This window comes from Streptomyces sp. NPDC057474, from assembly GCF_042802555.1.
In the GTDB taxonomy this organism is placed as follows: domain Bacteria; phylum Actinomycetota; class Actinomycetes; order Streptomycetales; family Streptomycetaceae; genus Streptomyces.
The window spans coordinates 1-20,940 of record NZ_JBHVDX010000187.1; the positions used below are offsets into that span (position 1 = coordinate 1).

The 20,940-nt window shown below is 70.2% G+C and carries 21 protein-coding genes and 1 pseudogene; 15 read left to right on the forward strand and 7 right to left on the reverse strand.

Annotation, left to right across the window (positions count from 1 at the left end):
• Window positions 1-167: 167 nt before the first annotated feature.
• Complete coding sequence (locus tag ACFU53_RS35990; protein WP_384002281.1) at window positions 168-1,721, reverse strand: beta-1,6-galactanase; 1,554 nt, start codon at window positions 1,719-1,721, stop codon at window positions 168-170.
• A gap of 382 nt (window positions 1,722-2,103) precedes the next feature.
• Here ACFU53_RS35990 and ACFU53_RS35995 point away from each other — a divergent pair, with 382 nt between their 5' ends.
• From ACFU53_RS35995 to ACFU53_RS36010, 4 genes are all read left to right on the forward strand, one after another.
• Complete coding sequence (locus tag ACFU53_RS35995) at window positions 2,104-2,415, forward strand: DUF6412 domain-containing protein (RefSeq protein WP_384002284.1); 312 nt, start codon at window positions 2,104-2,106, stop codon at window positions 2,413-2,415.
• A gap of 171 nt (window positions 2,416-2,586) precedes the next feature.
• The gene (locus ACFU53_RS36000) at window positions 2,587-3,366 is read left to right on the forward strand and encodes a YidC/Oxa1 family membrane protein insertase (RefSeq protein ID WP_384002287.1); all 780 of its coding nucleotides are present in this window, start codon (window positions 2,587-2,589) and stop codon (window positions 3,364-3,366) included.
• A gap of 140 nt (window positions 3,367-3,506) precedes the next feature.
• Window positions 3,507-4,364: a fumarylacetoacetate hydrolase family protein gene (locus ACFU53_RS36005; protein WP_384002290.1), complete on the forward strand. Its 858-nt coding sequence runs from the start codon at window positions 3,507-3,509 to the stop codon at window positions 4,362-4,364.
• 131 nt (window positions 4,365-4,495) lie between these two features.
• The gene (locus ACFU53_RS36010; protein WP_384002293.1) at window positions 4,496-6,193 is read left to right on the forward strand and encodes an IS1182 family transposase; all 1,698 of its coding nucleotides are present in this window, start codon (window positions 4,496-4,498) and stop codon (window positions 6,191-6,193) included.
• 35 nt (window positions 6,194-6,228) lie between these two features.
• On the opposite strand, the gene ACFU53_RS36015 is transcribed toward ACFU53_RS36010, so the two are convergent.
• Entirely contained in the window at window positions 6,229-7,443 is a 1,215-nt protein-coding gene (locus ACFU53_RS36015; protein WP_384002296.1) for an FAD-dependent oxidoreductase, read from the reverse strand.
• Window positions 7,444-7,552: 109 nt separating this feature from the next.
• Between ACFU53_RS36015 and ACFU53_RS36020 the strand changes: the two genes are divergently transcribed.
• The 5 genes and pseudogenes from ACFU53_RS36020 to ACFU53_RS36040 all read left to right on the forward strand — a co-directional run bounded on the left by ACFU53_RS36020 (window position 7,553) and on the right by ACFU53_RS36040 (window position 11,142).
• Window positions 7,553-8,116, forward strand: coding sequence for a TetR/AcrR family transcriptional regulator (locus tag ACFU53_RS36020; RefSeq protein WP_384002299.1), 564 nt, complete (start codon window positions 7,553-7,555; stop codon window positions 8,114-8,116).
• A pseudogene (locus ACFU53_RS36025) lies at window positions 8,113-8,505 on the forward strand (MFS transporter); the annotation flags it as partial. The gene ACFU53_RS36020 and the pseudogene ACFU53_RS36025, both read left to right, overlap by 4 nt.
• Before the next feature lie 193 nt (window positions 8,506-8,698).
• Window positions 8,699-10,219 carry an MFS transporter gene (locus ACFU53_RS36030; RefSeq protein WP_384002302.1) on the forward strand — a complete coding sequence of 507 codons (1,521 nt, stop codon included), beginning with the start codon at window positions 8,699-8,701 and terminating at the stop codon, window positions 10,217-10,219.
• Entirely contained in the window at window positions 10,206-10,784 is a 579-nt protein-coding gene (locus ACFU53_RS36035) for a TetR/AcrR family transcriptional regulator (protein ID WP_384002305.1), read from the forward strand. Before ACFU53_RS36030 ends, ACFU53_RS36035 begins: the two co-directional genes overlap by 14 nt.
• 175 nt (window positions 10,785-10,959) lie before the next feature.
• On the forward strand, window positions 10,960-11,142 hold the full coding sequence (locus ACFU53_RS36040; RefSeq protein ID WP_384002308.1) for a hypothetical protein: 183 nt from the start codon (window positions 10,960-10,962) through the stop codon (window positions 11,140-11,142).
• On the opposite strand, the gene ACFU53_RS36045 is transcribed toward ACFU53_RS36040, so the two are convergent.
• From ACFU53_RS36045 to ACFU53_RS36060, 4 genes are all read right to left on the reverse strand, one after another.
• Window positions 11,134-11,742, reverse strand: coding sequence for a transposase (locus ACFU53_RS36045; RefSeq protein WP_384002337.1), 609 nt, complete (start codon window positions 11,740-11,742; stop codon window positions 11,134-11,136). The genes ACFU53_RS36040 and ACFU53_RS36045 overlap by 9 nt on opposite strands.
• Entirely contained in the window at window positions 11,628-12,188 is a 561-nt protein-coding gene (locus tag ACFU53_RS36050) for a winged helix-turn-helix domain-containing protein (RefSeq protein WP_384002340.1), read from the reverse strand. The genes ACFU53_RS36045 and ACFU53_RS36050 overlap by 115 nt, the downstream gene beginning before the upstream one ends.
• A gap of 291 nt (window positions 12,189-12,479) precedes the next feature.
• Window positions 12,480-12,983 (reverse strand): heme-degrading domain-containing protein, encoded by a 504-nt coding sequence (locus ACFU53_RS36055; RefSeq protein WP_384002311.1) that lies wholly within the window; start codon window positions 12,981-12,983, stop codon window positions 12,480-12,482.
• A complete protein-coding gene (locus ACFU53_RS36060; RefSeq protein ID WP_384002314.1) occupies window positions 12,980-14,065 on the reverse strand; it encodes a Gfo/Idh/MocA family oxidoreductase in 1,086 nt (361 codons plus the stop codon). Before ACFU53_RS36060 ends, ACFU53_RS36055 begins: the two co-directional genes overlap by 4 nt.
• A 56-nt stretch (window positions 14,066-14,121) precedes the next feature.
• On the opposite strand from ACFU53_RS36060, the gene ACFU53_RS36065 reads away from it, so the two are divergent.
• The 5 genes from ACFU53_RS36065 to ACFU53_RS36085 all read left to right on the forward strand — a co-directional run bounded on the left by ACFU53_RS36065 (window position 14,122) and on the right by ACFU53_RS36085 (window position 19,131).
• Window positions 14,122-15,339 carry an ROK family protein gene (locus ACFU53_RS36065; protein WP_384002317.1) on the forward strand — a complete coding sequence of 406 codons (1,218 nt, stop codon included), beginning with the start codon at window positions 14,122-14,124 and terminating at the stop codon, window positions 15,337-15,339.
• A 270-nt stretch (window positions 15,340-15,609) separates the two neighbouring features.
• Complete coding sequence (locus ACFU53_RS36070; RefSeq protein ID WP_384002320.1) at window positions 15,610-16,518, forward strand: cell wall protein; 909 nt, start codon at window positions 15,610-15,612, stop codon at window positions 16,516-16,518.
• A 249-nt stretch (window positions 16,519-16,767) separates the two neighbouring features.
• Complete coding sequence (locus ACFU53_RS36075) at window positions 16,768-17,547, forward strand: HAD-IIA family hydrolase (protein WP_384002323.1); 780 nt, start codon at window positions 16,768-16,770, stop codon at window positions 17,545-17,547.
• Window positions 17,548-17,653: 106 nt separating this feature from the next.
• A complete protein-coding gene (locus tag ACFU53_RS36080; protein ID WP_384002326.1) occupies window positions 17,654-18,412 on the forward strand; it encodes a hypothetical protein in 759 nt (252 codons plus the stop codon).
• An 8-nt stretch (window positions 18,413-18,420) separates the two neighbouring features.
• Window positions 18,421-19,131, forward strand: a complete 711-nt coding sequence (locus ACFU53_RS36085) for a class F sortase (RefSeq protein WP_384002329.1) — start codon at window positions 18,421-18,423, stop codon at window positions 19,129-19,131.
• A 302-nt stretch (window positions 19,132-19,433) separates the two neighbouring features.
• Here ACFU53_RS36085 and ACFU53_RS36090 read toward each other — a convergent pair whose 3' ends face one another.
• Entirely contained in the window at window positions 19,434-19,625 is a 192-nt protein-coding gene (locus ACFU53_RS36090) for a hypothetical protein (RefSeq protein ID WP_384002331.1), read from the reverse strand.
• A 227-nt stretch (window positions 19,626-19,852) separates the two neighbouring features.
• On the opposite strand from ACFU53_RS36090, the gene ACFU53_RS36095 reads away from it, so the two are divergent.
• Window positions 19,853-20,875: a glycoside hydrolase family 6 protein gene (locus ACFU53_RS36095; protein ID WP_384002334.1), complete on the forward strand. Its 1,023-nt coding sequence runs from the start codon at window positions 19,853-19,855 to the stop codon at window positions 20,873-20,875.
• Window positions 20,876-20,940 lie beyond the last annotated feature (65 nt).

A 20,940-nucleotide genomic window follows, 5' to 3' on the forward strand; every position in this document is an offset into this window, starting at 1 on the left:
GGCCCCCCGCCCGCCCCACCAGGCCAGGGGCGCCAAGGGCGGACACGGGCGGACAGCGGTTATCGGGTGCGCCGGGGCGCTCTCCGCGCCCGCTCCTGGAGAGGAGGGACGGGCGGGCCGAGGGTCACCCCCGGCCCGCCCGCCGGTGTTCTGCTTCCCCAGGTTCTCTAGATCGTCACCCCGTCGATCTGCAGCGTCTGTACCGCACCCGCCGCGAACGGCACCGCCACCGACTTGCCGCTCAGGCGGGTGTCCGAGTAGGCGCGGTAGCGGTCGCTGCCGCCCGAGGTGTGCGTGTTCCAGCGGGGGACCAGGCCGTTCGTGCCGCCGGTCACCGTCGTGAAGCCCGAGAGGTTGAAGGTGAAGGTCTGGGCGGAGGTGGCGGTGTTGATCGCCACGATCACCAGGCGCTTCGCCGCCGCGTCGTACGCCGCCGCCGTGTAGCTGGAGCCCGCGTCCAGGATCGTCATGCCTGGGCGGATGTGGCGGCTGAACTGTGCCATTACGTAGTACTTGGTCTGGACTGTCGTCGGTTGGAGGGTGTTCGCGTCGTACGCGATCATCGCCCAGCCCGCCGTCGGGTCCATCACCTGCCAGTAGACCCAGGCCGTGGGGTGCAGCCAGCGGAAGTCGTAACAGAGGTTGCGGGCGAGGGTCCAGCCCGTGCCGTCGCTGTCGCCCGTTTCCGAGTTCCAGAGTTTCTTGCCGGAGGTGGTGACCACGTCCGTGTAGAGGAGGTCGCGGCGGCCGCCCGCGCCCTGGTAGCCGTGTACGTTCACCTGGCTGACCAGGGCCTTCGTGGAGGAACCGAAGGAGTTCCACGTCGAGCGGGCCGTGTCGATGTTCGTTTCGTCCGAGGCTGCGATGCGCACCGACGTCAGGCCGCGTGCGTCCAGCTCGCTGCGCATGTACGGGAGTACGGCCGCCTGGACCGCCGGGTCCATGTGGCAGCCCTCCTGCGTGCCGGTCGCCGTCCACCACGACGCCGCCGGCTCGTTGAAGGGGTCGACCGTCGCGAAGTTCACGCCCCAGTTGTTCTTCGCGCGAAGGGCGACCGCCGCCAGGTGGGAGGCGTGCTGGCGGTAGTTCCAGGTCTGGAGGTTGTTGCCGCCGCCGGATGCGCCCGAGGGGTTGTGGTTCGAGCACATCCACCACATGGGGGAGTTGGCGAAGAGTTCCGTGGTCGCGCCTCGGGACACCGCCTTCGTCAGGGCCGCGCGTTGGTTCGCGTCCGCCGTCCAGTCCCAGGCGGAGGAGTTCGGGTCCTCGTTGTTCCAGTCCTGCCAGAAGCCCTCGATCTGCTTGAACGCGGGGATGTTCGCCGACTCGACCATGGTCGAGCCCTCCACCGTGTTCCAGCTGCTCGCGCCGAGGTTGTAGCGGGCGATGTTCATGCCCAGGCCGGGGAGGGCCGTGCCGTTGTACGTCGTCGTCTTGGTGGTGAACCACAGGTCGGCGAAGTCGTCCCGGGCGCCGAAGACGTTGGCCCACCAGGCGAGGGAGGTGCCCCAGCCCTCCCAAGTGCCGTACTTGGTGGCCGGGTTGATGGCGATGGTCGCGTCCGCGTGGGCGGTGCCCGTGCCGAGGGCGGTGCCCACGACCGCGCCGCCGGCGGCGGCCAGGAGGGCTCTGCGGCCGAAGGCCGTCGGGGGGCCTTGGGTGGTCGGGGTCTTCGCGGTCGGTCTCGCCTGGTCGCCCTTGGGGTCGGGGGATGCGGTCATGTCAGCTCCGGGGGATGCGGGTGCCGAGGGGAGGGAAAGGGAAGGGTGGGGTTGGGGGACCGGCCACCTTCCGAACTGCTCAGGACAGACAACTGCTCAGTGGGGACATCGGAAGAGTCAGGGGTGAGTGGTGAGGTTGTCGAGAGGTGTGACAGCGCTTTCTGCTAATTCTTTCAAGGGTTGTGAGAAGGGGAGATGAAAGTCGCCCAGCCACACGTACGTGCACGTACGTGGTCGACCGGACGCTCCCGCGGACCGAGCCCGGCCGCGTACACCTCCACGTACCGCCTCGTAATCCGGTGGAGGCTGCGCTCGGTGCGGCTCAGATGAGAGCATGTGTGCGAGTACGTCAGAGAAGGCAGAGCAGAGAGAGGGGAGCGCCGTGATCCGGAGTTGGGTCAGTCCGCGTCCCGCCGCGATGCTTCTGCTGCTCCTCTTCGAGGTCGCCGTCCTCGACACCGGCACGCTCTCCGCGGCCGTCGCCTTCGCCGCGACCGCCGCGGCCGGCTCCGCGTTCGCCGCCTGCGCGCTGATCGCCTCGCGCTGCGCGCCCGTCGTACCCCGGACGCGCGTACGGACGGCCATACGGGACCGTGAGCGCCGTACGGCGTTCCTGCCCCAACGCGATCCCGACGCACGTGGCCGTACGCGGCCCCGGGCGCCCGGACGTGCCCTCCTGACGGCCACCGCGTAGGGCACGCTCCCAGCCACCTGACGTACCTCACGTACCTGACTGCACGTGCCCTTTCCGCGGGCCGTCGCGCCATGCCCCAGTCACCGGACGACGTCGCCGAACGACTTCACCGAACGACATCACCGGGTGACCACTTCCTGGCACGACGAGACCCCTGGAGGGCTCACACCCATGTCCGTTTTCGCCGACCTTGTCGCGCACCTCGCCGATCTGCTCCAGCCGCTGTTCCACGCCTCCGCGACGGCCGTCGCGATCGTCCTGTTCACGGCGCTCGTACGACTGCTCGTGCACCCCCTGTCCCGGGCGGCGGCGCGGGGGCAGCGGGCGCGGATCGCCCTGCAGCCGCAGATCGCGGAGCTGCGGAAGAAGCACGCGAAGAACCCGGAGAAGCTGCAGAAGGCCATGCTGGAGCTGCACACGAAGGAGAAGGTGTCGCCGCTGTCCGGCTGCCTGCCCAGCCTCTGCCAGCTGCCGGCCTTCTTCCTCCTCTACCACCTGTTCTCCAACCGGACGATCGGCGGCGAGGCCAACGCCCTCCTCACCCACCGGCTCTTCGCGGCCCCGCTCGGTGACCGCTGGGCCGACGCGTTGTCCGAGGGCGGCGTGTTCGGGGCGCAGGGGCTCGTCTACATGGGGTTGTTCGTGATCGTCGCGGGGGTCGCGGCCTTCAACTTCCGCCGCACGAAGCTGATGATGGCGGCGGGTACGGCCGGGATGCCGGCCGTGTCGGACGAGCAGGTGCCCGGGATGGCGGCGAGCATGGGGGCCGTCAGCAAGTTCATGCCGTTCATGTCCTTCTTCACGCTGGTCAGCGTGGCGGTGGTGCCGCTGGCGGCCGCGTTGTACGTGGTGACCAGTACGACGTGGAGCGCGGTGGAGCGGGCGATGCTCTATCCCCTGCCTTCGGCCGGGGCTGCCCCGGGCGCGTCGGCAGCGGCTGCCGGCCGGTAGACCGGCCTGGGGCGGCGACGGGAGCGGTCCAGTCCGTGAACCGGGTATTGCGGAGTGGACCGTGACCTTGGACGATCGACCAGTCCTCCGATGGCTGCACCCATCGGTCGGGCGGCGGACGATCGAGGGAGATGGCGACCATGAAGCTGCTGCGAGTCGGTACGGCGGGTGCGGAGCGGCCCGCGCTGCTCGACGCCGAGGGAGTCCTCCGGGACCTGTCGGGGGTCGTGCCGGACATCGACGGCGCGCTGCTCGCGGACGAGGCGGCGCTCGGGCGGGTCCGGGAGGCCGCCGAGAGCGGTGAGCTGCCCGTCCTGGACGCGGCGGGGCTGCGGATCGGGCCGCCGCTCGCCCGGATCGGCAAGATCGTCTGCATCGGGCTCAACTACCACGACCACGCGCGCGAGACGGGGGCCGAGCCGCCCGCCGAGCCGGTGATCTTCTTCAAGGCGGCGGACACGGTGGTCGGGCCCAACGACACGGTGCTGGTGCCGCGCGGGTCGACCAAGACCGACTGGGAGGTCGAACTCGCGGTCGTGATCGGGCGTACGGCCCGGTACGTCGAGTCGCGTGAGGCGGCGCTCGCGCATGTCGCCGGGTATGCCGTGTCGCACGACGTGTCCGAGCGGGAGTTCCAGCTGGAGCGCGGCGGTACGTGGGACAAGGGCAAGAACTGCGAGACGTTCAATCCGTTGGGGCCGTGGTTGGTGACTGCGGATGAGGTTCCCGATCCGCAGAAGCTCGGGCTGCGGTTGTGGGTCAACGGGGAGTTGAAGCAGGACGGGACTACCGGGGAGCAGATCTTCGCGGTGAGTGAAGTCGTGCGGTACGTCAGTCAGTTCATGACGCTTTATCCCGGGGATGTCATCAATACGGGGACGCCGGCGGGGGTGGCTCTGGGGGAGCCTGAGCCGAAGCCGTTCCTTCGGGCCGGGGCTGTGGTCGAGCTGGAGATTGAAGGGCTCGGGCGGCAGCGGCAGGAATTCAAAGACGCGTAGGCGCTCCGCTGGGGTGTCGGGTGCCTGAGCTTGACTCTGTCGGGGATCTTGGAGTTTGCCGGTGCGCCTGCATGATCAGCGGGCATGCTCGTGGCTGTTTCGAAAGACCGATGCAGTTGTCGAGGTGTCTGTTGTCGCTCCGTCCCCGTTCCGGTGAGCAAGTCCCGTCTCTGACCGCGCGGATCGCGCGGGCGAGCAATCCGGGCGGTACGACGGCGATGTGGGTGAGAGACCGCCTCGACGGGTTGTGGTGTGACGAGGACTTCGCCGACTGGTACCCGCGTGACGGTCGTCCGGGCCTGTCGCCCGCCCAGCTGGCCACTGTCTGCGTGCTGCAGTTCCTGCTCGGCCTGTCGGACCGTCAGGCTGCGGAAGCGGTCCGCTGCCGCATCGACTTCAAGTACGCCATGGCCCTGGAGCTGGACGATCCCGGCTTCCACCACAGTGTGCTGGCCGACTTCCGCGACCGTCTCGCCGAGGGCGACCGCGCCGACCGCCTCCTCGACCTCGCACTGGCCCGTCTCAAGGAGGCCGGGCTGGTGCGTGAACGCACCACGCAGCGCACCGACTCCACCCACGTCCTGGCCGCGGTGCGCGACCTGACCCGGCTGGAACTGGTCACCGAGGCCGTCCGCGCCGTCCTGGAAGAAGTGGCCCGCACCGCTTCGCACCTGCTGGCCGGCCTGGTCGATGAGGACTGGGGGCGCCGCTACGGCCGTCCGGTCCGTCTGGGCAGGAACCCCACCCGGCCCAAGACCAGGATCCTCGCCGCCGGCGACGACGCCTGCCGGCTGCTGGAACGCCTCCATCAGCACGGACCCGGCTACCGGCCCGGCCCACAGGCCGAGGCGCTGCGGCGGATCGTCGTGCAGAACTACTACCGCGACGCGGCAGGCCGCCTGCGCTGGCGCACCGCCGACGACGGCGGGCTGCCGCCCTCCTCGTCGACGGTCGTCTCTCCTTACGACACCACGGCGCGTTACGTCCGCCATGGGCACATCATCAGCTGGAAGGGGTTCGCCGCGCATGTCACCGAGACGTGTGCCTCCGTCAGCGTCAACGTGATCACGGACGTGGCCACCACCTCGGCTGCCACAAACGACGGGCAGGCCCTGCCCGGCATCCACACCCGCCTGGCGCGTCGCGGGCTGCTGCCCGCCGAGCACCTGGTCGACGGCGGCTACACCTCACTGGTCCACCTGGAACGAGCCAAGCGCGAACACCAGATCACCATCAGCGGGCCGCTGCCGGGCAACCCCACCCGCCAGCACCGCAAGAATGAGGGCTTCGACCGGGACGACTTCCACATCGACTTCGACCGCCGCCAGGTCACCTGCCCCCAGGGCCAGGTCAGCGCGGGCTGGCACGGCCCCTACCCGACTTCCTCGCCCACCGCCGCCCCGCTGATCGTGGCCCGGTTCACCAAGAGCCAGTGCCGCCCCGGCCCGGCCCGCACCCGCTGCACCACCACCGCCGACAGCGCCCGGACCGTGGGCTTTCCCCCACGAGAACTCCGCGACCTGCAACTCCGCGTCCGCGCCGAGCAGCAGACACCCCACTGGAAGACCCGCTACGCGGTCCGCTCCGGAGTCGAGGGCACCATCAACGAGTTCGCCCACGGACACGGAATGCGCCACTGCCGCTACCGAGGACAGCCGAAAACCCACCTGCAACACGTACTCACAGCCATCGCCGTGAACATCGAACGACTCAGCAGCCAGTCAGCGACCGCGGAACTCTCTTCGCCGAGACCGCCGACCGCCTTTCAGAGCTTCCTCGACCAGAACGAGATCCCCCGGTCAAAGTCCTGGCGAACCCTCGGAACCTGAGCCCGACCATCCAAGATCCCCGACAGAGAGTCAAGCTAAGGGGCGGGTACGTCGAGGAGGGTGTTCATCGGCCTGTGGTCGCTCAGGTCCCAGTCGAGGTCGAAGTGGTAGGAGGCCATGGTCGCGTAGCCGGACTGCATGTCCTCGTAGTCGAGCTTCGAATAGTCGCGTTCGGGGTCGATATGAGTGTTGATCTTCTCGGCGTTCTCGTGGCGGTCGGCGTGCAGGTAGTAGAACGCGTCGATGTAGTGGTGCTCGCGGAGCATCTTCGCGACGTACATCCCGTCCTCCAGAGCGAAGGTGGTGCCGAACCCTGTGAGGGGGTCGGCTGCGTGCACCGCGTCCCCGATGAGAGCGACCCTGCCCTGGGACCAGGCGGGCAGAGGGGGAAGGTGAAAGACCTGGGTGGGAGCGATCCGGGTGGAGGCGGCCACGATGTCGGCAATGAGCGGCGGGTGGGGACGCAGCCCCTCATTCAGTTGCTTGAGCAGGGTGTCCTGGTCAAGCAGTTCGAAGCTCTTGGCGGGGATCTTGCGTGTGCTCCTGCCCATGAGAAGCCAGGTGATCTGGCTGGCGTTGAGGGGGTCGTCCCGGTAGGCCAGACACATCAGGTCGCCGGCGTGGTACATCAATGAGGAGCCACGCTCCAACTCCGCCTTGAGGCTTTCCTCCAGGCCGTGGGTTTCGGCCCGGCCGTAGATGCTCCACCCCTGGGCGTGCTGTAGCCGTGCGTGCGGGAAGATCAGGGAGCGGGTGATCGAGCCGCGTCCTTCGGCGCCGATCAGCAGGTCTCCCTCGGCCCGGGAGCCGTCCGTGAAAGTGGCGACCACCGACTCGGGCTGCTGGTCCAGCTGGTGCAGGCGCTTGCCGTAGACGATCTCCACGCCTCGGCGCCGGGCCTCGGCCAAGAGGATGCGTATGAAGGTGGACCGGTCGATGCACCTGTGCTCCATCGACTGGCCGATGTCCGTGTCCATCGGCGTGTACTCGATCTCCTTGCCGGAGGGGCCGCCGACGGTGAAGAACCGCTCGGGCATCGGCATGCTGTGGCGGCGCACCTCCTCCAGCAGACCGATGCGGGCCAGGACCCGCTGACCGTGCTCGCCGATGGCGAAGCTTGCCCCGGCGTCGACGTGTTCGGGCTGCGCCTCGTAGACGGTGGCCCGGATACCGGCCATGTTCAAGCAGGTCGCTGCCGTCAGGCCCGCGACCCCGGCTCCGACGACCAGTACGTGGTCGGTCTTGCTCATGCTTTCTCCGTTCCAGGGCGCGTGCGCGCACCTCGGCGTGTGGAGGGGTCGCTCGGTCCGCGACACCTCCAACGGAACGGAACTGTTCCACATGGGATAGCTTCATGTCATGTTGAACGAACGAGAAGACATGCTGCGCGCAGCGGCCGATTTCATCGGCCGACGGCCAAACGCCACCCAGGACGAGATCGCCCGCGCCTTGGGCGTCGGACGGACCACGCTGCACCGGCACTTCACGGGGCGCGCGGAACTCATGAAGACGCTGACCGACATGGCCGGCGAAAAGTTGCGGCAGGCGATCGAGAGAGCCCGGCCGACAGAGGGGGACTGCACCGCGGCAGTGCGACGCCTGGTCGAGGCCACCGCGGAGAGCGCCCCCTACGTGGGGCTCCTCTACGCCCTCACCCAGGACGACATCGAGACCGACCCGCATCCGGTGTGGACGGAGGTCGACCAGGCCGTGGTCGGTCTGTTCGAACGCGGCCAGGCCAGCGGGGAGTTCAGTACGCGCATGACCGCGGCCTGGATGGCCGAGGCGTTCTACAGCCTCATGGCCGGCGCTCTCTGGGCCGTCGAAAGCGGCCGGTGCGCCCCACGCGACTTCACACACATGGTGACCCACATGCTGCTCTCCGGAGTGGGCAACCACGGAACAGACAGGCAGAACACGTGACCTCCACCCTCAACCAGGCACCTCGAACCGGCCTCAGGCGCTGGCTCGCCCTGGGCGTCCTCGTCCTGACCGTCCTGATGATCGTGATCGACGGCACCGTCCTGGCGGTGTCGATCCCCTTCATCAGCGAGGACCTCAACGCCACCTCCACACAGATGCTGTGGATAGGCGACATCTACTCCTTCGTCCTGGCCGGCCTGTTGGTCAGCATGGGCACCCTGGGCGATCGCATCGGCCGCAAGAAGCTGCTGCTGATCGGCGCGACGGCCTTCGGCGCCGCCTCGCTCATCGCCGCCTTCGCCCCCAGCGCAGAAGCGCTCATCGCCGCCCGCGCCCTGCTCGGCGTGGCCGGAGCGACCCTGATGCCCTCCACGCTGTCCCTGATCCGGGCGAGCCCACTCCCCGCCCAGGAGCGGGGCGTCCTTGCTCCTCTGGCGTGAGTAGTTGCGGGACATCCGACCGTCTCGCACTGTACCGACGCTGCATGCTCCGGGGCCGACTTCGTGGCCTGCGGGGTGAGGCACCTGTCAACAGACCGACTGGCCTGCTTAGCCGTCCATATGGTCTGTTAAGTTGTTCGGTATGACTGATCTGAAACTGGCGCCGCGGCTGGCCGGCCCCCGCGAGTGGGCCGCGCTTGTCGTGCTGGTGCTCGTTGTAATGCTGCTCGCCATCGACGGCACGGTGCTGTATCTCGCCGTTCCGTCGCTGACGGCTGATTTGTCGCCGACGTCCACCGAGGTGCTGTGGATCGGTGACATCTACGCATTCGTGCTGGCCGGGCTGCTGATCACGATGGGCAATGTCGCCGACCGGATCGGCCGCAAGCGCCTCCTGCTGATGGGGAGCGCGGCGTTCGGCGCGGCTTCCGTGCTCGCGGCGTTCGCGCCGAACGCGGAGGCGCTGATCGCGGCCCGGGCCCTGCTCGGTGTGGCCGGGGCCACGCTGATGCCCTCGACCTTGTCGATCGTGCGTTCCATGTTCCTCGACCCCGTGCAGCGGACCCGCGCGATCGCGCTCTGGTCGGTCGGTGCCACCGCGGGGGCTGCTCTCGGGCCGCTGGTGGGCGGTGTACTGCTGGAGAACTTCTGGTGGGGGTCGGTGTTCCTGATCAACGTGCCGATCATGGTGCTGGCGCTGGTCGGCGGATGGTTCCTGCTGCCGGAGTCCCGCGGCACCGCCGGCCACCGCATCGACCTGGCCTCCTCGGCGCTCTCGATCCTGGCGATCGTGCCTTTGGTCTACGCGGTCAAGCGCTGGATCGGCAGCGGACCCGACCTGCTTGTGCTCGTTGCCGCCGTCGTGGGGCTGCTGGCCGGATGGGTCTTCCTGCGCCGGCAGAAACGCCTCACGGTTCCGTTGCTGGACGTCTCGCTGTTCCGGATCCCGGCCTTCGCCGGCGCCGTCGGTGCGAACGCGCTGGCCATCTTCGCCTTTCTCGGACTGCTCTTCTTCTTCTCCCAGTACCTGCAGATGGTGCGCGGCTACGGGCCCCTGAACGCCGGTCTCGCCGAGCTGCCCGCGACCCTCGCCTCCATCGCCGTGATCGCCGTGATCGGCTTCCTGGTCGTCCGGCTGGGCGCCGGGCGCTCCATCGGCTTCGGTCTCGGTCTGGGGGCGCTGGGCCTGGTGGGGATCGGCGCGACCGCGCCCTGGGCGTCCTACTGGGGGCTGGGAGTCTCACTGGCCGTCCTGGGTCTGGGGATCGGGATCGCGATGACCCTGACGACCGACGCGGTGGTCAGTACCGTGCCCAAGGAGCGGTCGGGTGCCGCGGCCGCCATCGCGGAGACCGGGTACGAACTCGGCGGCGCCCTCGGCATCGCGGTCCTGGGCTCGCTGCAGACGGCGATGTACCGCTCACGGCTGGAGTTGCCCGGCGACCTGGGCGCGCGGGAACGCGCCGCCGTGCACGAGTCGCTGGCCTCGGTACAGGCCACGGTCGATGACGGTACGGTCATCGCTGCCGCGCGGAACGCGTTCGCCTCGGCGATGCAGACGACGTCGTTCATCGCGGCCGTCCTGCTGCTGGCCGCCGCCGTGATCGCCTGGCGGGTCATCCCGTCGGCACGCGTGACGGAGGTGCGCCATGACGCCGCCTGAGCGAAATCTGGTACGCGACCGCGAGCGTACGCGCCGCGCGGTCCTGGAGGCGGCGGAGCAGGCGTTCGAGCAGCGCGGGGCCAAAGCCAGCCTGGCCGAGATCGCGGAGATCGCCGGAGTCACCAAGAGCGGGCTGATGCACCACTTCCGGACCCGGGAGGAGCTGATCGGCCAGGTGATCGAGCACACCGTCAGCCGGGCCTGGGAAGAGGTCCGCGCCCATATCGATCTCGCCGAGAACCGCCCCGGCAAGTTCACCCGCGGATACGTACGCGCCTGCACCGGCTCAAGCGCGTACCTGACCCGTGTCTTCAGCCCCAGCGGCCTGCTCGCCGCACTGGGCACCCTGGGGGCCGCGCCGTCAGCCGCAGCGCTCCAGGAGACCGACGCACGCGCCTGGAACGAGGCGTTCGACGCCGACGGCCTGCCACCAGGGCGAACCCTGGCCATCCGCTACGCCGCCGACGGACTGATCGCCGCGGTGAACACCCCGTACCTGACCCCCGACCAGCTCGCCCGAGCACGTGAGGAACTCCTGGCGCTCACCGAAGTGGGACAGCCGTGAAAGCCAGGGCATCGAGGAGCGGGCCGGCCTCCAGATCCCGAAACAGCCTGCCGACAGCCGGTCGCTCGGCGCCCGTGAGGTACCCCAAAAAACTGTCCGGCCCAGCGCTCAGCGCGCCCGACCACGAACCCGCGACCGACCCCGGTTTCCACGAACCTGCTGAAGGGGCCGAGAAATGAGTCTCGCCGCCGCTGCCAACGAGAACCTGGCGCACCAGCAATGTGCTGATCTATTCGTCGATGGCCGTCTACACCCTGGCACGGAGTCCCCGGAAGTGCCCGGCGTCGTCATCGCGCGGAACGCGGGCCAGCGGGTAGGCGACGCGATCGCTGTTACTGACTTCGGCTCGTTAGAGTGACGTTGGGGCGCCGAGGGTCAGGCCGGTGCCGGCTATGAAGCCGTCGAGGGTGTCGGGCCGGTATTGCAGGCGCTTGAGCCGGTTGCGGACGAGGGCCTCGAGTCGGTCGAGGGCGACGACGGCGAGGTTGGCCAGGCTGCGTTTGACGTGGGCCCAGACCCACTCGACGGGGTTGAGGTCGGGCGAGTAGGCAGGCAGCAGGAACACCGTGAGCCATGCACGCTCGGTGATCAGCTCGCGTATGGCATGGGAGACGTGGGTGTTCAGGCGGTCCCAGACCAGCACGATCGGCGCCTTGACGAGCTGGTGGATGCCGTCGATCAGCGCGATGAAGTCGCGCTCGCCCATGCTGCGGCGTTTGCCCTTGCCCGCGGGGTGGGTGCGCAGGCGGTGGCACAGCCTGGTGCGGGAGCCGGGCCGCATGGCGATCAGTCCTGCCACCGACAGGCGTCCCGAGCGTCGCCCGCTCACCGTCACCTGCGGAGTCACTCCGCGTCGGCCCCAGGAACGTCTTTTGGGCGGCCGCCGGGTGAAGCCTGCCTCGTCCTCGAAGCAGATGTAGCCCCCGCAGGCCGCCCGGGTTCTTTTACCTCGTCCCAGGTCACCTCCTTCCACGTGGTGACGGCCTGCTCGTCGCGCTCGGCGACCCGCCGTGCGGGGACCTGCGGGCTGAAGCCGAGCCGGTGCATCAGCCTCGTCGCCCCGGAGACGCTGTAGGACACGTGGAACTTCCTGCCGATCAGCGTGGCCACCCGCGCAGCGGTCCACACCTGGTCCTCCACCCAGCCGTGCGCGGCCGGGCCCTGCTCCAGACACGCGGTCAGTTTCTCCAGACAACGCGGGGACAGACGGCACCGCGATCCGCTCGGGCCACGTGAAATCAGAGCTCCCACGCCACCGGCCCGCCACAACTCGTGCCACTGGTAAGCCGACTTATCACTCACGCGCAGGCGCCGTGCCACCTCCAACGGCTTGATGCCCTGCTCGAACAGCTCAGCCGCCTGCATCCGCACCGACTCCCGTCGCTGCCGACCCGCAGCGGTCAGCCCGCCCCCGTCCGCATATCTCAAAGGGGTGGGGGGCTGCGGTTGGCTGGCGGCTGCGGGTTCGTCGTGGCTTGTCGCGCAGTTCCCCGCGCCCCTGAAGAATGCGCAGTTCCCCGCGCCCCTGAAGAATGCGCCGTTTCTCGCGTCCCTGAGGAGCGCGGGGTTTCTCGCGTCCCTGAGGAACGCGCGGTTCCCCGCGTCCCTGAGGAACGCGCGGTTCCCCGCGTCCCTAGGAACGCGCGGTTCCTCGCGTCCCCAGAGGAAAGGGGCGCGGGCCGTGCCCGGCAGTTGTTACTCGCCCTTGAAGCGCTCCAGTGCCTCTACCGCCATCGCGTGGTCCTCCAGTTGGGGCAGGCCCGAGACCGTTACCGTGCCGATTACTCCCGCGCCCTCCACCGCCAGCGGGAACGAACCGCCGTGCGCGGCGTAGTGGTCGGGGTCCAGGCGGGAGGAGTCCTCGAAGGTCGTGCCCTTGGCTCGGAAGCGGGCGCCGACGAGGTAGGAGGAGCTGGCGTAGCGCTCCACCACTCGGCGTTTGCGGTCGATCCAGGCGTCGTTGTCCGGGGTCGAGCCGGGGAGGGCGGCGTGGAAGAGCTGTTGGGGGCCGCGGCGGATGTCGATGGCGACGGGGGCGTTCCGCTCGCGGGCCAGGTCCACCAGCAGGGAGCCCAGCGCCCAGGCATCCTCGTGCGTGAACCGGGGGAGCACCAAACGGCGTTCCTGGGCTTCGAGTTCGTCGATGCTCGGGGCGGCGGGGGTGGTGGGGGCGGCGGGGGTGGTGGCGTCGGTTGTCACAGCTTCACCGCCACGCCTTCGCTCGCCGACTTCCGTGCCGCCTCCAATACGTCCAGCGCGGCGGCCGCCTCGTGCGCGGTGACCGGGTTGTCGCCGGTGCCGTGCAGGGCGGCGGCCACGGCCGTGTAGTACGCGGGGTAGTCGCCCGGGAGGGTCGGGACGGGGCGGCCGCCGTCGGTCAGGGGGGAGTCGCCGGCGCCGACGCGGCCCCAGAGGTCCTCGGGCTCCAGGCCCCAGGCGGTGCCGGGGGCGGGGCGCTCGCCTTCGCGGAGGGCCGCTTCCTGGGGGTCGAGGCCGTACTTGACGTAGCCCGCCTCGGAGCCCAGCACCCGGTAGCGCGGGCCGAGTTGGGGGGTGACGGCGGAGGCGTAGAAGTGGGAGCGGACGCCATTCGCGTGGGTGACGGCGATGAACGTGTCGTCGTCCGTCTCGGCGCCGGGGCGGCGGAGGTCCGACTCGGCGTACACGAGGGCGGCGGGGCCGAAGAGGGTGAGGGCCTGGTCGACGACGTGGCTGCCCAGGTCGTAGAGGAGACCTCCGATCTCTGCCGGGTCGCCGGACTCGCGCCAGCCGCCCTTGAGTTGGGGGCGCCAGCGTTCGAAGCGGGACTCGAAGCGGCGGACCTCGCCCAGCTCGCCGTCGGCGAGGAGCTTTCGGAGAGTCAGGAAGTCGTTGTCCCAGCGGCGGTTCTGGAAGACGGAGAGGAGCAGGCCGCGGGAGTCCGCGAGTGCGGCCAGCTCGCGCGCCTCGGCCGCCGTACCGGCGATGGGCTTGTCGACGACGACCGCGAGGCCCGCTTCCAGGGCGGCGGTGGCGATCGGGACGTGTGTCTTGTTCGGGGAGGCGACGACGACCAGGTCCAGTTCGTCCGCCCGGGCCCACAGCTCGTCCGTCGTGGCCGCGAACCGCACCTCCGGGAACTCGGCGCGGGCCTGTGCCTGCCGCTCCGGGTTCGACGTGACGACCGTGTCGAGGGTCAGGCCCTCCGTCGCGGCGATCAGCGGGGCGTGGAAGACGGAGCCGGCGAGGCCGTAGCCGACGAGGGCGACGCGGAGGGTCCTACCTGTGCTGGTGCCTGTCATGCCGTCCACTTAAGCAACGCTGTTGCCAAAGTGCAAGCGCGAGGGACAATGGGGGTGTGAACGGCAACGGCAACGGCAACGGCAATGGCAACGGGACCGGGCGTACGGCAGGAGTGACCGGCGTGAATCTGCTCGCCCTGCGCAGCCACAACGGGGCGCTGGTGCTGGACCTGCTGCGTGTCGCCGGCGTGGCAGGGATAAGCCGGCTGGAGCTGGCCGATCGGACGGGGCTCACCCCGCAGGCCGTCAGCAAGATCACCGCCCGGCTGCGTGCGGACGGGCTCGTGACGGAGGCGGGGTACCGGGCGTCCACCGGGGGCAAGCCGCGCACCGTGCTGCGACTCGTGCGCGACGCCGGGCACGCGGTCGGCCTCCACCTCGACCGCGACGAGCTGACGGCCGTGCTCTGTGATCTGACCGGCACGGTGGTCGCGGAGCGGCGGGCGCCGCTGAACCTCGGGGCCGGTGCGGACGCCGTCGTCGAGGGGGCGGCGCGCGAGGTGGAGGCGCTGCTGGCGGACGCGAGCGAGGGCCGTACCGCCATGCCGGTCGACCCCGCGTCCGCGATGCCGGTCGACCGCGCGCCCGACTCCTACGGCTCCCCCCTCCTCCCCGTACTCGGCGTCGGTGTCGCCCTCCCCGGCCCCCTCGATCATCTGCACGGCGTGCTCCACCGGGTCACCGGGTTCCCGGAGTGGGACGGGTTTCCGCTGCGGGCGGCGCTGGCGCGGCGGCTGGGGATGCCGGTGGTGGTGGACAAGGACACCAACGCGGCGGCCCTGGGGCTGGCGGCGGTCGCGGGTGCGCACGGGTCCTTCGCCTACCTCCACCTCGGTACGGGGCTGGGGGCGGGTCTCGTGATCGACGGGGCGGTGCACCGGGGGGCCCGGACCCGGGCCGGTGAGTTCGGGCACCAGGTCGTCCAGCTGGACGGGCCGTTGTGCGAGTGCGGGAACCGGGGGTGCATAGAGGCGCTGTGCCTCGCGGCGGTGGCGCGGGGGGATGTGGAGGAGGCGGCGCGGGTGCTCGGCGCGGGCGTCGCGAATCTTGTGGGGCTGCTGGATATCGAGCTTGTGCTGCTGGGTGGGCGCACGGTCGAGGCCCGTCCCGACGCGTTCCTGCGCGGGGTGGGGTTCGTGCTCGACGAGTGGGCTCGGCGGCAGGGGGAGGACCCGGCCGTGCCGGTGCGGGTGGTGGGGGGCGGGGCGTCGGGGGTTGCGGAGGGGGCGGCTCAGTTGTTGCTGGCACCTTTGTTCGGGCGTGAGGATGGGTGAAGTGTGGTGCGCCGGTTCGCCGTAGGGGACTGTGTCGGTTCGGTTGGCGGGGGGCTGCGGGTTGTGCGTAGTCGCTCGCGCAGTTGCTCGCGCCCCTAAGTAACCGGCGCACCTCTTCCCGGTGTCCGTGAGACAGCTCCCCTCCTCCGGAACAGCCCCGCTCCGGAACACCTTTCCGCTCCGCTGATCGAGCGGACTTCCACCCCAGTCCTGCGACCCCAAGGCGTGGCGGGACTCCTGATCGTAGGCAGATGGCATGGTCATGTGTTCATGCGACTGTGTACGTGTCTGACCCTTGCCCTCGCCACCGCAGCCGCCCTCGTCAGTGGTCCCGCGGTGGCGCTCGGCAGTGCCCCCGCCCCCGTACCTCCTCTCGCGGCAGTGGATGACCGGCGGCCCACCTGCGCCGGTGCCGACAGCGGTGCCTTTCCCATCCGGACCCGTATCCGCGGTGGCCCTGCCTCCTACGTCGCCGGTGGCGGCTTCCACACCTGGGCGTTGGAGCTCACCAACACCACCTCCCGGACCTGCGGGAACATCCACCCGGTGGTCGTGCTGGTCGACGGCGCGCGCACGCTGAAGCGGACGCAGCCGCAGCTGGAGTTCTACGAGGACGCCAAGGGGAGCACTTCCCGGCCGGTGACCTTCGAACGGACCGACTCGGACGAGCTGGTCGGTGTCCTCGGCGGGGACGGGGACGGCGGCGGAACCGGCTTCACCGTGCCGCCCGGCCGCACCCTCACCGTCAGGGTCCGCCTCTCCCTCACCTCCGACGCGGCCGTGCCGAACGACGTCGTGGCGAAGGCGGCTGTGGTCGAGCGGCGCGGCGACGACGGCGAGTGGGTGGGGGAGTCGAACGACTACCGCTTCCGGATCACCGACGGGGAAGAAGGGGAAGAGGAAGAGATGACGGAAGAGGCGAAGGAAGGGGCGAAGGAAGAGGTGGAGGAAGCGGCGAAGGAAGAGGTGAAGGAAGGGGCGAAAGAAGCGGGTGACGGCGACCAGGACAGTGGCGGGGCGGCGAAGGAGGGCGGGGGCGTCGTACGGGGCGAGCCGCGGCCGTACCCCGACGAGTTGGCCGCATCGGGTATGCGCAAGGCACTGCCGTACGTGACCGGGCTTCTCCTCCTGTCCGTCGGCGGGCTGCTGGTGGCGACGGTCCGCAGACGAGCCGGGTGACCTGACGGCATCGGGCCCCCTGGCCCTCGCCCTCCCGCACCATCACCCGTGCGTGACGCGTCACGCGTCACGCGGTACCCGCCACCTGCCATCCCCGTGCGCTGCGCACCACGCCCCCCGCTCCATGCGTCCCGCGCACACCCTCGCTGACTCGATGCGGGCGGTCTCAGCGGCCAAGATCGGCCTCCTCTTTTCAGCCAGGTCTCACTAGGGTTGGGGCGGATCCGGACGTACGGCAGGAGATCGCACATGGCAGAGCGCAAGCCCATCGAGTCGTGGCTCACCGACATGGACGGTGTGCTCATCCACGAGGGCGTGCCGATCCCCGGCGCCGATGCCTTCATAAAGAAGCTCCGCGAGTCCGGGCGCCCCTTCCTGGTGCTCACCAACAACTCGATCTACACGGCGCGTGACCTGCACGCCCGCCTCTCCCGCATGGGCCTGGACGTGCCCGTCGAGAACATCTGGACCTCCGCCCTGGCGACCGCCCAGTTCCTGGACGACCAGCGGCCCGGCGGCACGGCGTACGTCATCGGCGAGGCGGGGCTGACGACTGCGCTGCACGACATCGGGTACGTGCTCACCGACCACGAGCCCGACTACGTCGTCCTCGGCGAGACCCGCACGTACTCCTTCGAGGCCATGACGAAGGCGGTACGGCTGATCAACGGCGGCGCCCGGTTCATCGCCACCAACCCGGACGAGACCGGCCCCTCCGCCGAGGGTGCGCTGCCCGCGACCGGGGCCGTGGCCGCGCTGATCACCAAGGCGACCGGGCAGAAGCCGTACTTCGCGGGCAAGCCGAACCCGCTGATGATGCGCACCGGCCTGAACGCGATCGGCGCGCACTCCGAGACCAGCGCGATGATCGGCGACCGCATGGACACCGATGTCCTCGCGGGCATCGAGGCCGGGATGGAGACCTTCCTCGTGCTCACCGGCCTGACGACCCCCGCGCAGATCGAGAAGTTCCCGTACCGCCCGTCGAAGGTCGTGGATTCGATCGCGGACCTGGTCGACCGCATCTGACCGGAACCGGGATAAACCCGCAGACACCCATACGGAGCAGTCGCGGCCCCTCCCCGGATGCGCCCCGGCGTCCGGCGGGGGAGTCTCAGGTGTCTGGAGGTTCACCATGGGCTCATTGCGAGTCACTCTCTGTGCCGGGGCGGTGGTCGCGGCAGCGCTGACCGTGTCGGCGCCCTCGGCCCGCGCGGCCGACTCGGGGAACGTCTCGGTGGTGCCGGCCTCGCCGGCGCCCGGCAGCGACATCCAGGTGCGGGCCAAGGGCTGCGGGGGGAAGTCCGGAACGGCCGCCTCGGAGGCGTTCGTCGCGGACGCGCAGCTCACCCAGCTCAGCGGCAGGAGCCTCGGCACGCTCGCCGGGGATACCCGCGTACGGTCCTCGCTCGAACCAGGCACCTACGACGTACGGATCACCTGCGACGGCAGGGAAGACAAGGTCACGGGGACGATCAAGGTCGGCGACGGGAAGCCCGGAACCACCAAGCCGTCCGCCACCAAGCCAACGGCCGCCAAGCCGTCAGCCACCAAGCCGACGGACACCAAACCATCGGACACCAAGCCATCGGACACCAAGCCACCGGTTGCCGAGCCACCGGTCACCAAGCCCGCCGCCTCCACGCGGGCCTCGTCCCCCGCCTCCCCGGTCGCGCCCGTGCGCGCGGGCGGCGGCGGAGCGGCGGCCCAGCTCGCGGCGGCCGATCCGGCGGACGCGCGGGGATCGGCCGACCCGGCCAACTCCATGGACGACGCCCGGCACACCGGCCCCGGCGCCCGCCACGCGGTGGTCGGTCTGGTCCTCGCCGGGGTCGCGGCGGTGGCGGTCGTGGCGCGGGGCGCGCGCCGGGGCCGCGGCCGCGGTACGGAGTAGGGGTCGCCATGTCCAGACGGGACTACTCCGACGACGGAAGCGGGATCGGGATCGGGGCCGGGACCAGGTCCGGCGGCGGAACCGGTCGCATCGTCACCGGCGTCGCCTGGGCCGGGCTGCTGCTCGGCCTGTGGCTGTGGGGCCGCGAGGTCACCGACGTACGGCAGGGCATATCCGCGCCGACCACCGGAGACGTGGCGGCGGTCGGACGGCCCGCCCAGGCCGAACTGCCGCCCGCCGCCGTGCCGTTGGGAGGCGCGCGGCCGCATCGGCTGGACATCCCCTCGATGGGCGTGCAGGCGCCGGTCGTGGCGCGCGGCCTCGACCGGGACGGGGCGATCGAACCGCCCGCCTACGGTCAGCCGGGCGTCGTCGGCTGGTACGCGGGCGGTGTGCGGCCGGGAGCGACGGGCGCCGCGCTGTTCGTCGGGCACGTCGACACCGAGACCCGGCCCGCCGTCTTCTACAAGCTGAGCGCGCTGCGCGTCGGCGAGAAGATCCGGGTGGCCCGCAGCGACGGCCGGATGGCCGAGTTCACCGTGGACGACGTCCAGGTCATCGGCCGCGACGAATTCGACGCCCAACAGGCCTACGGCGTACGGCAGTCGGGGCGCGCCGAACTCCGCCTCGTCACCTGCGGCGGCACCTTCGACAAGGCGAGCCGCACGTACACGGCGAACGTCGTCGTCTCCGCGTACTTGAGCGGAACGCGACCCTGAGCCGAACGGGCCTTCGGGCGTACGGCCCTCGGGCGCACGGCCTTCGGGCGTACGGCGTCCGGCTCACTGGTCCGGCGCAGGGCCACCGGCGCACGGCGTCCGGCGTACACACCTGGCCCGGTCAACGACCCGCTCCCCCTGGGGCCGCCGACCGGGCTGGTCCTCGACCGTGCGCGCTCGGGCTGCGGGAGTAACCCGGCGCCGACACGGGAGGTCTTGGAACTCGGAGCACTTGGGAGGGTGCGACAGGCCGGGGTCTGGGGCCGTTCGTCAGCGACTCTAGAGCGTGCGGGCGCTACCGGCTAGAGGCTGTTTGACGCCAAGTCGACAGGCGGTTGCTTTATGTCATCAGACCAGGTGAAGGCGAGGAGTAGGCGTCCCTTGATCTCGGGGCCGCCGACGACCGACGTGCCGATGGCCGGACCACCCGCGTCCCGGTCCGGGATCAAGCACTCGGTGTCGAAGCCCTCGAACGAGGTGTCCGTGGTCTCCACCGGAGCCGCCGCGAAGTCCCGGTCCCGGTCCCGTATGGGTCGAGCCGCCCCCTCCTGGTGTTCCGCCCGGTCCTACGAGCGGCTTCCGCCCCCATCCGCACGCGCCGCATACCCGTCGTGGTCAGCAGGTAACAGCTTCTCGGCCAAGACGGCGACGACCTCGTGGGTGAGGCGGGACTTATGCCAGGATTGGGACTTACGACACGGTGCACCCAAGGGGGAGTTGGATGTACGGCAGTAGGGGGGCCGGGGTTCGGGCGGCCGTGGCGGTGGTGGGGGCGGCGTTATTGCTCACCGGCTGTTCCGGGGGAGACAGCGATGACGGCGAGGAAGACCGGGCGTCCGGTTCCGACATCACCCAACAGCCGAGCGGCACGGACCCGTTCTGGGTCAATCCGGAGGGGAACGCGGCGGTCCAGGTCGCCGCATACGAGAAGGCCGGCAAGGACAAGGACGCCAAGCTGATCCGCAGGATCGCCGAGCAGCCGACCGGCGAGTGGATCGGCCCGGAGAACCCGGAGCAGGAGGCCGAGGGCTTCACCGAGGCCGCGGAGAAGGCCGACCGGGACGCCGTCCTCGTCCTCTACAACATCCCAAACCGCGACTGCGGCCAGTACTCCGGCGGCGGCGCGGCCGACGGCGACGCGTACCGGGCGTGGATCGACGGCGTGGCCCAGGGCATCGGGGACCGGGCGGCCACGGTGGTCCTGGAGCCCGACGCGGTGCTCCACGTGGTGGACGGCTGCACCCCGGAGGAGTTCCACGAGGAGCGGTACGACCTGCTCAAGGGCGCGATCGAGACGCTCGGCGCGCTGAAGAACACGAAGGTGTATCTGGACGCGGGCAACGCGGGCTGGGGCGACCCCGAGGAGATCTACGACCCCCTCAAGTGGGCCGGTGTCGAACAGGCGGACGGCTTCGCCGTCAACGTCTCGAACTTCTACACCACCGAGGACTCCATCGAGTACGGCAAGCAGCTCTCCTCGAAGATCGGCGACAAGCCGTTCGTCGTCGACACCAGCCGCAATGGCAACGGCCCCTGGACCGAGGGTGACGAGGACGAACGGTGGTGCAACCCGCCGGGGCGGGCGCTTGGGGAGACACCGACCACGAAGACCGCGGACTCGCTGGTGGACGCGTACCTGTGGGTGAAGCGGCCGGGTGAGTCGGACGGCGAGTGCAAGGGCGGCCCCAAGGCGGGGGAGTGGTGGCCGGAGTACGCGCTGGACTTGGCGAAGGCGTCTGGCTGACGGTCCGGCGTGGCTGGTCGCGCAGTTCCCCGCGCCCCTCAAAAAGCAGGGGCTGCGCCCCGTGC

Excerpts from the sequence above, each read along its gene's own strand:
- ACFU53_RS35990 (WP_384002281.1), bottom strand. The coding sequence starts at position 1,721 with ATGACCGCATCCCCCGACCCCAAGGGCGACCAGGCGAGACCGACCGCG.
- ACFU53_RS36000 (WP_384002287.1), top strand. The coding sequence starts at position 2,587 with ATGTCCGTTTTCGCCGACCTTGTCGCGCACCTCGCCGATCTGCTCCAG.
- ACFU53_RS36005 (WP_384002290.1), top strand. The coding sequence starts at position 3,507 with ATGAAGCTGCTGCGAGTCGGTACGGCGGGTGCGGAGCGGCCCGCGCTG.
- ACFU53_RS36015 (WP_384002296.1), bottom strand. The coding sequence starts at position 7,443 with ATGAGCAAGACCGACCACGTACTGGTCGTCGGAGCCGGGGTCGCGGGC.
- ACFU53_RS36020 (WP_384002299.1), top strand. The coding sequence starts at position 7,553 with ATGTTGAACGAACGAGAAGACATGCTGCGCGCAGCGGCCGATTTCATC.
- ACFU53_RS36030 (WP_384002302.1), top strand. The coding sequence starts at position 8,699 with ATGACTGATCTGAAACTGGCGCCGCGGCTGGCCGGCCCCCGCGAGTGG.
- ACFU53_RS36035 (WP_384002305.1), top strand. The coding sequence starts at position 10,206 with ATGACGCCGCCTGAGCGAAATCTGGTACGCGACCGCGAGCGTACGCGC.
- ACFU53_RS36040 (WP_384002308.1), top strand. The coding sequence starts at position 10,960 with ATGAGTCTCGCCGCCGCTGCCAACGAGAACCTGGCGCACCAGCAATGT.
- ACFU53_RS36060 (WP_384002314.1), bottom strand. The coding sequence starts at position 14,065 with ATGACAGGCACCAGCACAGGTAGGACCCTCCGCGTCGCCCTCGTCGGC.
- ACFU53_RS36070 (WP_384002320.1), top strand. The coding sequence starts at position 15,610 with ATGCGACTGTGTACGTGTCTGACCCTTGCCCTCGCCACCGCAGCCGCC.
- ACFU53_RS36075 (WP_384002323.1), top strand. The coding sequence starts at position 16,768 with ATGGCAGAGCGCAAGCCCATCGAGTCGTGGCTCACCGACATGGACGGT.
- ACFU53_RS36080 (WP_384002326.1), top strand. The coding sequence starts at position 17,654 with ATGGGCTCATTGCGAGTCACTCTCTGTGCCGGGGCGGTGGTCGCGGCA.
- ACFU53_RS36085 (WP_384002329.1), top strand. The coding sequence starts at position 18,421 with ATGTCCAGACGGGACTACTCCGACGACGGAAGCGGGATCGGGATCGGG.
- ACFU53_RS36095 (WP_384002334.1), top strand. The coding sequence starts at position 19,853 with ATGTACGGCAGTAGGGGGGCCGGGGTTCGGGCGGCCGTGGCGGTGGTG.